Annotated in this window: 10 protein-coding genes; 4 read left to right on the top strand and 6 right to left on the bottom strand. The window is 64.6% G+C overall.

Going from position 1 to position 13,768, the window contains the following annotated elements:
- Nucleotides 1–10 precede the first annotated feature (10 nt).
- The 4 genes from A5634_RS17185 to A5634_RS17170 all read right to left on the bottom strand — a co-directional run bounded on the left by A5634_RS17185 (nt 11) and on the right by A5634_RS17170 (nt 2,997).
- Nucleotides 11–1,249: a cytochrome P450 gene (locus A5634_RS17185; RefSeq protein ID WP_065145267.1), complete on the bottom strand. Its 1,239-nt coding sequence runs from the start codon at nt 1,247–1,249 to the stop codon at nt 11–13.
- Between the two features lie 2 nt (nt 1,250–1,251).
- Nucleotides 1,252–1,446 (bottom strand): ferredoxin, encoded by a 195-nt coding sequence (locus A5634_RS17180; RefSeq protein ID WP_065145221.1) that lies wholly within the window; start codon nt 1,444–1,446, stop codon nt 1,252–1,254.
- Nucleotides 1,443–2,114: a TetR/AcrR family transcriptional regulator gene (locus tag A5634_RS17175; protein ID WP_065145220.1), complete on the bottom strand. Its 672-nt coding sequence runs from the start codon at nt 2,112–2,114 to the stop codon at nt 1,443–1,445. The genes A5634_RS17180 and A5634_RS17175 overlap by 4 nt, the downstream gene beginning before the upstream one ends.
- Before the next feature lie 73 nt (nt 2,115–2,187).
- Nucleotides 2,188–2,997 (bottom strand): SDR family NAD(P)-dependent oxidoreductase, encoded by an 810-nt coding sequence (locus A5634_RS17170; protein WP_065145219.1) that lies wholly within the window; start codon nt 2,995–2,997, stop codon nt 2,188–2,190.
- Between the two features lie 63 nt (nt 2,998–3,060).
- Here A5634_RS17170 and A5634_RS17165 point away from each other — a divergent pair, with 63 nt between their 5' ends.
- The 4 genes from A5634_RS17165 (at nt 3,061) to A5634_RS17150 (ending at nt 9,337) form a co-directional block, all read left to right on the top strand.
- The gene (locus tag A5634_RS17165; protein WP_253861684.1) at nt 3,061–5,895 is read left to right on the top strand and encodes a helix-turn-helix transcriptional regulator; all 2,835 of its coding nucleotides are present in this window, start codon (nt 3,061–3,063) and stop codon (nt 5,893–5,895) included.
- Nucleotides 5,896–6,123: 228 nt separating this feature from the next.
- Nucleotides 6,124–7,236, top strand: coding sequence for a hypothetical protein (locus tag A5634_RS28310; RefSeq protein ID WP_155769583.1), 1,113 nt, complete (start codon nt 6,124–6,126; stop codon nt 7,234–7,236).
- Between the two features lie 591 nt (nt 7,237–7,827).
- Complete coding sequence (locus tag A5634_RS17155) at nt 7,828–8,595, top strand: SDR family oxidoreductase (protein ID WP_065145217.1); 768 nt, start codon at nt 7,828–7,830, stop codon at nt 8,593–8,595.
- 19 nt (nt 8,596–8,614) lie between these two features.
- The gene (locus tag A5634_RS17150; protein WP_065145216.1) at nt 8,615–9,337 is read left to right on the top strand and encodes an SDR family NAD(P)-dependent oxidoreductase; all 723 of its coding nucleotides are present in this window, start codon (nt 8,615–8,617) and stop codon (nt 9,335–9,337) included.
- A gap of 23 nt (nt 9,338–9,360) precedes the next feature.
- Here A5634_RS17150 and A5634_RS17145 read toward each other — a convergent pair whose 3' ends face one another.
- Nucleotides 9,361–10,242, bottom strand: a complete 882-nt coding sequence (locus A5634_RS17145; RefSeq protein WP_081290488.1) for a PPE family protein — start codon at nt 10,240–10,242, stop codon at nt 9,361–9,363.
- A 151-nt stretch (nt 10,243–10,393) separates the two neighbouring features.
- Entirely contained in the window at nt 10,394–13,663 is a 3,270-nt protein-coding gene (locus A5634_RS17140) for a LuxR family transcriptional regulator (RefSeq protein ID WP_155769588.1), read from the bottom strand.
- Nucleotides 13,664–13,768: the final 105 nt, after the last annotated feature.

Below are 13,768 nucleotides of genomic sequence, written 5' to 3'. Positions count from 1 at the left end.
GTGAAAGGGCTTACCAGGTGATCGGCAGTTCGTGCACGCCGTAGGTGAGCCGGTCGTGTTTGAACGGGATCTCCTCGAACGGGACGGCCAACGCCATGGTGGGAATCCGCTGGAACAGGCTGCGGAAGACGATCTGCAGTTCCGCGCGCGCCAACTGTTGTCCCACGCACTGGTGTCGGCCGTAACCGAAGGCCACATGGCGGTCCGCGTTCGAGCGGTGCAAGTACAGGCGATCCGGATCGGTGAACGCGTCGACATCCCAGTTGGCCGGAGCCAGATCGATGATGATGCCCTCGCCGGCGCGGATGACTTCGCCGGCGATCGGGATGTCCTCGACGGCGACGCGGCGCTGACCGTTTTGGATGATGCTGAGGTAGCGCAGCAATTCCTCTACCGCATTGGCGACGATCTTCGGGTCCTCGGCATCCCGGATGGCCGGCAGCTGGTCGGGATTTTCCAGCAGCGCAAGCACACCGATCCCAATCATGTTGGCGGTGGTCTCGTGGCCGGCCATCAGCAAGCCACTACTCAACTGCGTGGCCTCTTTGAGGCTGAGATCGCCGGCCTTGACCCGTTCGGCCAGATCGGAAACTGCGTCCTCAGCGGGGTTGTCCATCTTGGCCTCGACCAGTTTGGACAGGTACTTGTACAGGCTCATCGCACCCTTGACGGTGTCCTCGCTGGTCGCGTAGCGAGCAAGTCCGACGTTGGCGTGCTCCTGGAACATCTCGGCATCCTCGTAGGGCACCCCCAGCAACTGACTGATCACCAGCGACGGGATCGGCAGCGCGATCGCGGAGACGAGGTCGGCCGGCTGCGGTCCGGCCAGCATCTTGTCGATGTGGTCGTCAGTGATCTGCTGAATTGCCGTGCGAAGACCTTCTACCCGCCGAAAGGTGAAGGGCTTGGACAACATTCGCCGGAAGCGGGTGTGTTCTTCGCCGTCGGAGGTGAAGACCGACCGCGGCCGCTTGTGCACGGTGGACAGCATGCGTTCGTTCCAGTGCGGAAAGCCAGGCACCCGGTCGTCCACGCTGACACGCGAATCCGAGAAAAGCTCTCGGCACTGTTCGTAACCGGTGATGAGCCAAGGCGTGCTGCCATCCCAGATCCGCACCCGGGAAAGCGGTTTCGCGTCCGCCAACGACATCACATCCGGCGGCGGGGCGAACGGGCACCGGGCCGCGCGTGCCATCGGATATTCGGGGATACCGGTGTCAGTGCTGCTATTCGTGAGTGTGTCGGACACGGTCACTCCTCGATATGGATTGCCAGAGCCGGGCAGAACGCGGCGGCTTTGCGGACGCCCTCGGCCTGCTCGGCGGATGGATTGGGGTTGAGCAGGACGACGACGCCGTCCTCGTCGCGCTGGTCGAAAACCTCGGGTGAGTTCATCACGCAGTTACCCGATGATGCGCAGATGTCTTGATTGACAGTAACTTTCATATTCTTGGCTCTTCGCTGGCAGAGGTTACCGGAGCCAGCCACAACCCGACGATCGCGTCGATGAGCCCGGTCGCGGCGGCTCGCCAGGACGGGCGCGGCGCCGAGATGCCGTCGGCCAATGCCCGTTCCAGATCCGCGCAGGTATGCATCAACAGGTTGCGCGCCATGATGTTTCGCTCGAACCGGACGGCAACCGAAAGGTCGGGCAGGCAACTGCTGATCCCGTCGACAACCTGCACCAGCGATGAAGAGCTCAGGGCGTCCTTGACGACGATGTTCTGATAAGCGGGGTCGGTCATCGCTTGCGCGGCGAACCGCGCGTACCAGGTGGGATTGCCGAGGGCCTCTAGGTGTTCGGTCAGCGGACAGACCAGGCAGGCCACCCAGTCCCGCATCCCGGCCGAGTCGGGCAGGGCGGCCACCATCTGCTCGCGCAACTGCTCTATCGGCCCGCGATGTTTCTGCTCGATTGCGCGTACGAGGTCTGCCTTGGTGCCGAAGTGGTAGCCGACCGCGGCGTTGTTGCCCTGCCCGGCGGCCTCGCTCACCTGTCGGTTGGACACCGCGAACACCCCGTGCTCGGCAAACAACCGCTCGGCGGCAACCAGGATCGCCTCCTGGGTTGAGCTGGCCCGCTCGCTGCGGACGGCCCGACCGACTGTGGTCATACCGCCTAGTCAACCGCGCCCGGACGCATTAAGTCAAGCGACTGCTTTAATTCACGACCTGGGCTGCTGGACGTCATCCGTCGTGCTTGCGGGACCGGATAACCTTGCCCGCCGATGTGCCCCCGTCCACCGGGAGGATGGTGCCGGTGACGTATCGAGATCGGTCGGTGGCCAGATACAGCGCGGCTTCGGCGACGTCCTCGGGTGTGCCTTCGCGCTTGAGGGGCCGGTCGTCGCGCATCCCCTGCCGAATCCGCGCCTCGAACCGCTCGAGTTCCTCGGGCTCCATGCCTCGAGCAGACGACGCCAGGATCGGCGTGGGTATGTTGCCCGGCGCGATAGCGTTCACCCGAATGTCGTGGTAGGCCAACTCAATTGCGGCCGACTTGGTGAATTGAATGACTGCCGCTTTGGATGCGCGGTAGATCATCACCCCGCCGCCGGCCTGGATCCCACCGATGGAGGTCAGGTTGATGATCGACCCCCCGCCGTTGGCGGCCATGTGTCGCGCGGCATCGCGGGTACCAGCCATCACCCCCAGGACGTTGACCGCCATGACGCGATGGAAATCGTTGAAATCCTCGTCCAACAACCGGCGCAGCGGACCCGAGACCCCGGCATTGTTGACCATGACGTGCAAGCCGCCGAACTTCTCGACCGCCGTTGCCACCAGCGCGGTGACCTGTTCGGGGTCGGAGACATCGGTCCGCTGAAAGAAGGCGTTAGGGCCCAGGGCGGCCGACAGTGCTTCGCCGCCGTCGATCTCGACATCGCCGATGACCACCCTGGCGCCCTCAGCGACGAAACGCTGGACCAGTCCGCGACCAATACCGGAAGACCCCCCGGTAATCACGGCGACCTTGTCCGCTAATTCGTTGACCACCCGTCGAGTTAATCGGCGTAGCCCGGGTTAAGTCAAGCAGTTGATTTAACAAGGCGGTGAGGCGTGGCCGGTAAAGTCAACCGCCAAGTGATCAACTCCGATCGGGCACTGGAACTGCGGGGTCGGCGCGCGGAATGCGCGACCCTGGAACGTTTGACGTCCGTGGCCCGGTCCGGCCAAAGTCAGGTGCTCGTCCTTCGCGGCGAGGCTGGTATCGGCAAGACCGCGCTACTGCGATACCTGGCCACGCGCACTTCAGGGTTTCGCACGGCGCGTGTGTCGGGCGTGGAGTCCGAGATGGAACTCGCCTACGCAGCGTTGCACCAACTCTGTGTCCCATTGCTGGATTACGTTGACGCCCTGCCTATCCCGCAGCGCGACGCATTGGAGATCGCCTTCGGCCGCAAGGTCGGCCCACCTCCGGATCGTTTCCTGGTCGGCCTGGCGGTGCTGAGCCTGATCGGCACCGCGACCGAGCGACAGCCGCTCCTGCTGCTTGCCGATGACGCGCAATGGATCGACCGGGTTTCGGCCCAGACCCTGGCATTCGTCGCCCGACGCCTGGTCGCCGAACCCGTCGTCATGGTCTTCGCGGCCCGCGACTCCAGGAGCGAGGAACTGGCCGGGTTACCCGAACTGACGCTGCAAGGACTCAATGCCGGTGATGCGCGGGCGCTGCTCGACTCGGTCATCCTGGGCCGGATCGACGATCAGGTCCGCGACCGCATCGTGGCCGAAACCCGTGGCAACCCACTGGCCCTGCTGGAACTGCCCAAAGGCCTGACGGCCGAGGAATTGGCGGGTGGCTTCGGTCCGCCGGACGCTCGAGCGCTGATCGGGCAGATCGAGCAGACGTTCTTGCGCCGCATCGAGAAATTGTCGGGCCACACGCAGCAACTGCTGCTGACCGCCGCCGCCGAGCCGATCGGCGATGCGGCCTTGTTACTGCGCGCCGCCCAAAACTTGGGACTGCCACACGACGCCGCGGCCGGAGCGGAGGCTGCGGGGCTGATCGACGTCGGGACCCGGGTGCGGTTCCGGCATCCGCTGGTGCGTTCAGCCGCCTACCGGGCTGCGGGGCTGGTCGAGCGTCGGCGCGCGCACCGCGCGTTGGCGGAAGCCACCGACGGCAACGCCGATCCCGATCGTCGCGCCTGGCACCTTGCCATCGCCGCGACCGGCCCGGACGAAAGCGTTGCCGGTCAGCTGGAGCTGTCCGCCGAACGCGCCCAAGCCAGAGGCGGCATCGCGGCCGCCGCAGCATTTCTGGAGCGGGCAACCCAGTTGACCGCCGACCCGGCACGCCGGGCTGCTCGGGCGTTGGCCGCCGCCCAGGCCAAGCGTGATGCCGCCGCGTTCGACGCCGCCGACGAGTTGCTGAGGATCGCGGACTCCGGCGGTCCGGCGTCACTGGACCCTCTGCAGCGGGCCGGGCTCAGCCGACTCCGCGCCCAGATCGCGTTCGCCAGGAGCCGCAGTGGCGACAACGATGCCCCGACGGTCAGCGATGCCGCGGTCGGACTGCTCGAAGCCGCCCGCCAGCTGGCCACCCTTGACGTCACGCAATCCCGTGAGACGTATCTGGAAGCCGTGGGGGCGGCGCTGTTCGGTGGCCGACTGTGCCCGCACGGCGGTATACGCATGACGGCAGCCGCCGCGCGCCAGGCACCGCCCGGACCCCGTCCGGTGCGACCCGTCGACCTGCTTCTCGATGGCATCGCCATCCGGGCCACCGATGGTCATGCCGCCAGTCTCCCGACTCTGCGCGACGCGCTGACCTTGATCCACACCGAAGCCGAGCGCGGCAACGACGCCGTGATGCGTTGGTTCTGGCAGGCCTTCCCGATCGTGCAGGAATCGGCGGCACACGAACTCTGGGACGACGAAATCTGGCATCGGCTGGCCACTCATGCGGTGCGGCTGGCCCGCGACTCCGGCGCGCTCGCCGTCCTGCCACTTGCCCTGGTCTACCGCGCCGGCGTGCATGTTCAGGCGGGCGAATTTTCGGCGGCCTCGGCGTTGATCGAAGAAGCCGATGCCATCACGTCCGCCACCGGCTATGCGCCCGTGAAGTACCACTCGGTGTTGTTGGCTGCGCTGCGCGGCGACGAGTCCGAGGCGCTACGCCTCATCGAAGGGGCGCGTGCCGACGGCGTCGGCCGTGGCGAGGGTCGCGTGGTCGGCCTGACGAATTTCGCCACCGCCGTCCTGTACAACGGCCTGGGCCGCTACGAGGACGCGTGCACGGCCGCCCGCGAGGCCTGCCAGGACGAAGACCTCGGCTTGTTCGGCTGGTCCCTGATCGAACTCGTCGAGGCCGGCGCCCGTAGCGGCCGGCGAGAAACCGCGGCCGACGCACTGACCCAACTGGAAGAACGCACGACAAGCAGCGGAACCGATTGGGCCGCAGGAGTTTTGGCCCGATCCAGAGCGCTGCTCGTGGACGACGCCAAAGCCGAGACCTACTACCGCGAAGCGATTGACAAGCTCGGCAACACCAGGATCGCCGTCCATCTAGCCCGCGCGCATCTGCTGTACGGCGAATGGCTACGCCGCTGCAATCGGCGCGTCGACGCCCGCACCCAGCTGCACACCGCCCACGAGATGTTCGCCCGGATGGGAGCTGACGGGTTTGCCGAGCGCGCGCGGCGCGAGCTCCTTGTCACCGGTCGGAAGGTGGCAAAGCGCTCGGCCCCGGCCGGTGAGCTGACCGCGCAGGAGGCGCAGATCGCGAAGCTGGCCGGCGACGGCCTGACCAACCCCGAGATCGCCGCGCAGTTGTTCATCAGCACCCACACTGTCGAGTGGCATCTGCGCAAGGTGTTCGCCAAGCTCGGCATCAAGTCACGACGGCAACTGCGCGGGCAAGTCGACAGGCGTGGTGATGCCTGCGACTAAATACGCCGTGCCGTTCAATGGAGGGATCACGCGGTATTTAGGGGCGGTAGATTGCGCCTTTCGATGTGGCACCGACGCACGAGGGTGGTCACCGGCTACATCTACGGGAAAGCTGATTGATCGACGGGTGAACTGCCGACGAAGAATGTGCGTTGTGCGTGGCATATGCACCCACGTAGAATTGCGGCCACTGAGCTGGGTCCATTGCGCCGCCCCGGGGGGATCCTAATGAGCAACGCCACATCGGCCGCTCTGGATGGACGCTGCATATCAGAAGATCACCCATGGAGCATCATCGATTTCTCGGTGCCTAACGCGCAACTGGCGGGTGTTTTTGCAGGCTTTACAATACTAGCGATAACCACGATTTTGACCATGTCTATGCAGAATGGAGTGAGGAGCCGCATCAAAGAGGCGATTATCCTGCTCGGTTTGGCCATCGTCGTCCTTGGACAAGATGCTTATTTCTTCGGATTAGTTGCCGCTACGAAACCACCAGAATCTGACATAAATTTATCTACTTCTCCCGCCTCAGCGACAGGCAACGCTTTAACAACTGTTACGCCAGATGCGGCAATACATGCCCAACAGATTACGCAACAGGTTTGCGAAAGAGCGTGGTTGCAGTTTATGCCTGCAGCAGGAATGCTTGCGCTCGGCGTGGTAATTCTTGTCGCCGGCACTACTTGGATGATCGCTTGGCACCAACAGCCGGCAGACGGAACTCCACTTAGTGATCTGACGCGCTACGCCAATCGAGCCACCGCAGTTGTCATGCTCGGGGCGATGGCTTTTCTCATTTCCGACGCACTCAGTTTTATGGAGGAGATGAATGGCGAGCTGAATCAACTACATTCTTCAACACTGACCGAAGAACAGATAGCGGTCGCTGTCGCCGGGATTACTCTTTGCATTCTTGCTTTTTGGATAATCTACGATAAGAGTCGCAACAGGCAGCCTGGAGCCGTCGGTTCCAGCGATACTCGACACTGTCTCGAGCCCGAACCGGAATCAATATACAGAGCCGCGAAATGGACGATTATCTATCTTGCCTTGGCATTTATAATGGTCTTACTAGCGACTAGTCCACGGATACATACTTTCCCCAGTTATCTGATGTGGTGCGGAGTTGGCCTGTGCCTGCTGGGTCCAGGGATGGTTTTTACTATAATCGCGGTCTCAATGCCAGGCACGAATGGCAAATTGACCCAACGCATAATCGGTGCAGCGCGCCCAGGCGCCATCGTCCTCGCTATCGCACTCGGTGCGTTATTCTTTCTATCCGCAGATGAAACGTCCGGCCTCGTCTTTGACGATATCCAAAGCGTCTTAAGCAAATAACTTTCCGCCGGTCCTGAGTCATCGTTCGCGACCAGTATACCGTGCTACCCGAAACCGGGCATGAGCAATTCCTGAATTATTCTACGCAGAACATATACAACCGTCATACCGTCGCCGCTGTCACCGGGAAGGGACATGTGTCTAGATGCCCGCCTCTCAGCGACAGCGCTCTAACCGCCTCGCACCGACTTGACGCATCATTGCGCCGCCGCTGTGACCGGGAAGGGGCATATGTCTAGATGCCCGCCTCTCAGCGACAGCGCTCTGACCGCCTCGCACCGACTTGACGCATCATTGCGTCGCAGCTGTCACCGGGAAGGGGCATGTGCCTGTATGCCCGCCTCTCAGCGACACCGCCCCGACCGCCTCGCACCGACTTGACGCAGTCGCTGAGAGGCGGGCATACATACACATGATCTGACCCGAGTTGGGAGAACTTCGCGCGTTTCTCGAAGAGTGCTCAATGGACTGGATGCTCGCGCACATACCCGACACCGCTACGGACTGACTACGGACTCTCAAGGGTTCACCCCGACCATCGACCGGACCATGCTGAAGGTGCCAAGTAATCGGGAACTGGAAAGGCGTGCAATGAAGATTCTGGTCGTCGGCGGTACCGGGCTCATCGGATCGCAAGTGGTAGCCAACCTCACCGAGCAGGGACACGAGGCCGTTGCGGCGTCACCGAGTTCCGGTGTCAACAGCCTCACCGGCGAGGGCGTCGCCGACGCCATGGCCGGCGTCGACGCCGTCGTCGACGTGTCGAACTCGCCTTCCTGGTCCGACGAGGATGTGTTGAACTTCTTCACCACCTCTAGTCGCAACCTCCTGGAAGCGGAGCACGCAGCCGGTGTGCGCAACCACGTCGCGCTCTCGATCGTGGGCGCCGAGCGGGCCGGCGACAGCGGCTACATGCGGGGCAAGATCGCGCAGGAGAAGGTAATCGCGGAGTCGGGACGTCCGTACACGATCGTGCGAGCGACCCAGTTCTTCGAGTTCGTTGACGGCATCGCCGATTCGCTGGCCGACGGTGACACCGTCCGCGCGCCGAGCGGGGCGTTTCAGCCGATTGCCGCCGCGGATGTCGCCACAGCAGTGACCCGCGCGGCGACCAGCGAACCGGTCAACGGGGTCATCAACATAGCCGGCCCGGAGAAGGCCGGCATGGACGATTTCATCCGGAACCGGTTTGCCGCAACTGGTGACCCGCGGGAGGTAGTGACCGACCCGGCGGCGCAGTATTACGGCGCGGAGCTGGGCGAGGGCACCATCGTCCCGATCGAGGGCGAAGAAGTGACTATCTACGAGACCCGATTCGCCGACTGGATGGCCTCACAGGTGTCCAGCGGCGCTCGTTAGCCATGGAACTGAATCAGCCATGGAACTGATCGATCACACTGCCGTCGTCACCGGCGGAACGGCGGGCATCGGGCTGGAATCGGCCCGACTGCTCGCCAGCGAGGGCGCCGCCGTCATCATCTCGGGCCGTGACCCGGTCCGCGGCGAGCGGGCCGTCGAGGCCATTGGTGCAAACGCTCGGTTCGTCCAAACCGACATGGCCGACGCCGACTCGGTGACCGCGCTGGTTCAGCAGTGCGGCGAGGTAGACATCATCGTCAACAACGCCGCGAGTTTTCCCTCGGCGCTGACGGTCGATCAGGACCTGGGCTCATTCGAGACGATGTTCGACACGAACGTTCGGGGCGCATATTTCCTGGTAGCCGGGCTGGTGCCGGCCATGCTGCAGCGCGGCAAGGGCAGCATTGTCAACGTCACCACCATGGTCGCTTCCAAAGGAGTACCGGGGGCCTCCGGTTACAGCGCTTCCAAAGCGGCCCTGGAATCCCTCACCCGGACATGGGCCGCCGAGTTCGGAGCCAGTGGGGTGCGGGTGAACAGTGTGGCACCCGGCCCGACCCGTACGGCCGGCGTCGAAGCCGCATGGGGTGACGTCAACGAGGAACTGGGCAAGGCGCTGCCGCTGGGCCGAACCGCGTATGCGGCCGAGATTGCCGAAGCGGTGCTGTTCCTGAGTTCCCCTCGGGCCAGCTTCATCACCGGTTCGACATTGCACGTGGATGGCGGTGGCTCCGCGGTCTGATCAGGCTATGCAAGCTGTGCCGATTAAGCGATGGCGCGCACGACGCCCATCGCCACCGCACCCCAACTCGGTGGCACCACCAATCGGCCGACCACCACACCCTGGCCGACCGCCAGCTTCATGTCGGGCTGCGCCGGCAGCTTAGGCCGCGCCGAGGCACCGGAGGAGGTCATGCTCCGCGAGGAGCTGATCGCGGAGGCAAACAGACTCATCGGTGACACGAACTTGCACTGGCGTAGCAACCTGGTGATACCGGAGGTGACCGCGGCCGATCGGACCGGTCCCGCCAGGCTTCGTAGGGCCTGGGGCACCGCGGGCATTCCCGGGGCCAGCATCGCCGGCATGCCGTCGTCCTCGTCGGAACCCATCAGCGCGGGCATGTTGTAGCCCAGCGCTGGTGGGGCCAGCGTCGGCAGGGTGGCAGCCACAGCCGAGGCCGCCGCGTAGCGGTACATCGCCGCGGCGTCCTGTGCCCACATCTCGCCGTAGTCGGCTTCCAGCGCTGCGATCTCCGGGGTGGATTGCCCCGTGGAATTCGTGGCACTCAGCAGCGCCACGCGGGCCCGGTTGGCATCGATGACCGAGGGTGCCACCGTGGCCGCGAGCGCGTCGTCGAAGGCGCCGGCTGCGGCCCTGGCCTGCCCGGCGATCTCCTCAGCCTGGGTGGCGGTGCGGGTCAACCAGCGCAGATAGGGAGCGGCGGCATCCGACATCGCATCTGCCGCGCAGCCTTGCCAGCCGTCGGCGGCCAGTGCTGCGACGGTCGACCGGTAGGCGTTGACGGTGCCAAAGAGTTCGTCAGCCAGCCGGTCCCACGCGTGCGCGGCCTCGAGCATCGACCGCGATCGGGAGCCGGCGTGCATCCGGCCGGAATTGACCTCTGGGGGAAGCGCGCCGAAATCCATCCTGGGTCACCTCCCCCTGACCAGCCGTTCTAGACCTTGTTTACCTTCCGTTCACTTTAGGTTAATGCATTGTTGTGCCGATATCTCGAAAGCTGACGAAATTCACACCAAAGGCCTACCGAAACGTGACCTCACCGCTAGGGGGAGCGCCTCAAGCGAGCTGGTCTCGGCGCACCGCTTCCTGGGCCAGTTGCACGCGGGAGGTGTAGCCCAACTTGGTGTACATGTGCGTCAGGTGCGCTTGGACCGTGCGCGGCGAGATGAACAGACGTTCGGCGATGTCCTTGTTCGCCAGCCCCTCGCTCACCAGGCGCGCGACCTCGAGTTCGGTCGGAGTCAGTGCCGCCCATCCGGCGCCCGGCCGCTTGCGTTCACCACGCCCGCGCAGCGCATAGCTGATCGCCTCATCGCTCGACAGCTTCGCACCCTCCGACCATGCGACTTGAAAGTCGTTGTCTCCCATACTGTCACGACAGAAATCCACGGCAACCCGGTAGGCCTCGCGGTACATCGGGAAGCGGAATTCGCCGGTGCGGGCGCGGATCGCATCGGCGGCACCGAACAGCCGGGCCGCGTCCGCTTGGCTATTGCCGTCAGCCGCCAGCCTGCCGAGGATCTCCAAGGCAGTCGGCACCCCGAGCCGACCAGCGGCCTCCGACAGCGCGTGCCGGGCATCTCGGCGAGCTTGGTCGTAGTTACCGCGGTCCATCGCGACGTATGCGCGAATGATCAGCGCCCACATCCTGTGCCAGCCGGCCAGGGTGGCGACGCCTTCGTCCGCGAATTCCTGCGCCTTGGCCAGGTCACCGTAAAGATGCGCACACAGAGTCACAGCACTGATCGCCACCGTCCCACGGTGGACGCCAGGATGCGCCCAGACTTTCGTGGCGACTTCGTGGGCGGTGGCACGATCACTGTCGGCTACGGCAGCCATGGCCACCACGGTCGCCGCCGCGAGTTCCAACATGTCGTCGAGTTCTGCCCCAGCCGTCATCGCCGCGCGGCCGACGTCGTGCGCTTCGGCAATATCGCCGCGGTAGAACAGCGTGCAACCGAGGCTGACCAAGCACAACATCATGCCGACCATGTCGCCGTCGGATTCACAGTCGGTTACGACGGCGCGGAAGGTTTCGACGGCGCCGTCCAGATCCGCGCAAAACATCTGAGACATGCCTAGGCTCCAACGGCACAGGTGCTCGCTCAGCCAGTCGCCGAGAGCACCAGCCAACTCGGCCCCTTCGCCACCTAGTGCGTTGGCGGCTACCGGGTCACCGGCCATGGCCGCGAAATAGGCTTGCCGACCCAGGATTTGACACAGCCTCCAGTCGTCGCCCGCCAGGCGGACCAATTCGCTCGCTTCGGCCAGATAACCTGCGGCCGAATCGAAGTCGAGGATGGCGATGCATCCGCAGGCAGTCAGAATCCTGGCCAGTAGTGCCGAATCATCTAGCCCGCGGGCGATTTCGAGCGCATGATGCACCTGCTCGACGTTTTCCGCTGTTGCGGTCAATGATTTCAGCATCGCGTAGTCGGCTATCGCGCGTACTCGTATTGCCGGGTCAACTGCGTCAAGATCCGGTTGGGCGAGGATCGAATCGAACCAAGCCAGCCCCTCCCGCAGCCGTCCGCGACCTTCCCAGAGCGGTTGCAGCGACGATGCCAGCTGCAAAGCCTTTGTCACGTCCCGGTTTTCACTGCTGTAATTGAACGCGGCGCGCAGGTTGTCGATGTCGGCTTCGAGTCGCGCGGCGTGATGCCGAAAGTCGTTGCGCGTCGGCGCATCCAGCGCGGCGGCCAGACCGGTGTAATGGTCGCGATGCCTGGCGCGCACCACCTTGGCTTCACCGGACTCGTTCAGCTTCTCCAGCGCATAGGCGCGTATGGTTTCCAGCAAGCGGTAGCGGGTCCGGTCGGCGACGTCATCGGCCTGGACCAGTGATTTGTCTACCAACAGGGTCAACTGGTCGAGCACTTGATAGCGCTGCACACCCTCCCCACCGCATATCGTCACGGCGGAATCCAGGTCGAAGCTCCCGGCGAACACACCCAGCCGGCGGAACAGGGCGCACTCGGCGTCGGTGAGCATTGAGTGCGACCAGTCCACTGAGGCGCGCAAGGTCTGCTGGCGCCGTACGGCGGTCTGCGCGCCGCCGGTGAGCAGCAAGAAACGATCTTGCAGGCTGTCGCGGATGTCGGCCGCCGACATCGCGCGCATCCGGGCGGCAGCGAGTTCGATGGCTAGCGGCATGCCATCGAGGCGGCTACAGATCTCGGCAACCGCCTGCGCATTGCTCTCGCTGACGAGGAAGTCAGGGCGCACCAGTCGGGCCCGATCGCTGAACAGCTCGACGGCCTCGTCGGCCAGCGGTAGCGAGGGCACCTGCCAGTTCACCTCTGCGGCCGTGTGCAGCGGCTCGCGGCTGGTAGCCAACAGCCGCAGGGCGGGGCAACGGCTCAACAAGACGGCAACCAGCGTCGCGGCCGCCTCCAGGAGGTGCTCGCAGTTGTCCAGCACGATCAGCACGGCACGGTCGGCGATGCGTGCGGCCAGCACGTCGACGATCGCGCGGCCCGCCTGATCATGCAATCCCATTGCTTTGGCAACCGCCGCCTCGACGAGACCGGGGTCGGCTGTGGAGGCCAGGGGGGCCAGGTCGACGTAGTGGACCCCGGCGTCCGCCTCCTCGGCCATTCGCGCTGCCAGCTCAATGGCCAGGCGGGTCTTGCCCACGCCGCCCGCGCCGGTCAATGTGACCAACCGGTGCAGGCCGAAAAGTCGCCGTAGCTCCGCGATTTCGTCGCCACGCCCGACGAATCTCGTCAGCGGTGTCGGAAGCAGCGGTGTTACAGCGCTATTCGAGGACCGCAGCGGCGGGAAATCGGTGCGCAGGTCGGGGTGGCACAGCTGCAGGATGCGTTCGGGCCTGGTCAAGTCGCGCAGCTGATGGCTGCCCAGATCAGTAAGCCAGGCCCCAGGCGGTAGGTGGTCGACCACCAACTGCTCGGTGGCGGCGGTCAGCACCGTCTGCCCGCCGTGGGCCAGGTCGCGCACCCTGGCGGTCCGGTTGATGGTGGGCCCGACGTAGTTGGCATCATCACGCAGCTGAACCTCGCCGGAATGCAAGCCAATTCGCAGCCGAAGCGGCGCCAGCGGCGCGCGTTGCAACGCCAACGCACACGCTGCGGCGTCGCTGGCGCGGCTGAAGGCGATGACAAAGCTATCGCCCTCCCCTTGCTCCACCGGACGCACGCCGTCGTGAGCCCCCACCAGTCGCGACAACGTCGCGTCCAGGCGGGCCACCGCTGCCGTCATCTCGGTAGGGCGGCTCTGCCACAGACTGGTGGACCCTTCGACGTCAGCCAGCAGCAACGTCACGGTTCCGGTCGGCAGTTCGCTCACGCCCAGCTCGCTCCAGTCCATCGGCGGCGTGTCCGCGCGGGGATCAGATTCACCCATGCTAGCCAGACTGCCTACTGCCGGCCCCGTTCAACATCAGCGCAAATGCGTATAAATCCGCTAGCCGAG

The organism is Mycobacterium asiaticum, from assembly GCF_001673365.1.
Classification (GTDB): domain Bacteria; phylum Actinomycetota; class Actinomycetes; order Mycobacteriales; family Mycobacteriaceae; genus Mycobacterium; species Mycobacterium asiaticum_A.
This window is presented reverse-complemented; position numbering and strand designations above follow the sequence as displayed.

Bases quoted from the DNA above. Each gene is read 5' to 3' on its own strand.
- A5634_RS17180 (WP_065145221.1), bottom strand. From the start codon at position 1,446: ATGAAAGTTACTGTCAATCAAGACATCTGCGCATCATCGGGTAACTGC.
- A5634_RS17175 (WP_065145220.1), bottom strand. From the start codon at position 2,114: ATGACCACAGTCGGTCGGGCCGTCCGCAGCGAGCGGGCCAGCTCAACC.
- A5634_RS28310 (WP_155769583.1), top strand. From the start codon at position 6,124: ATGAGCAACGCCACATCGGCCGCTCTGGATGGACGCTGCATATCAGAA.
- A5634_RS17155 (WP_065145217.1), top strand. From the start codon at position 7,828: ATGAAGATTCTGGTCGTCGGCGGTACCGGGCTCATCGGATCGCAAGTG.
- A5634_RS17150 (WP_065145216.1), top strand. From the start codon at position 8,615: ATGGAACTGATCGATCACACTGCCGTCGTCACCGGCGGAACGGCGGGC.
- A5634_RS17145 (WP_081290488.1), bottom strand. From the start codon at position 10,242: ATGGATTTCGGCGCGCTTCCCCCAGAGGTCAATTCCGGCCGGATGCAC.
- A5634_RS17140 (WP_155769588.1), bottom strand. From the start codon at position 13,663: ATGGACTGGAGCGAGCTGGGCGTGAGCGAACTGCCGACCGGAACCGTG.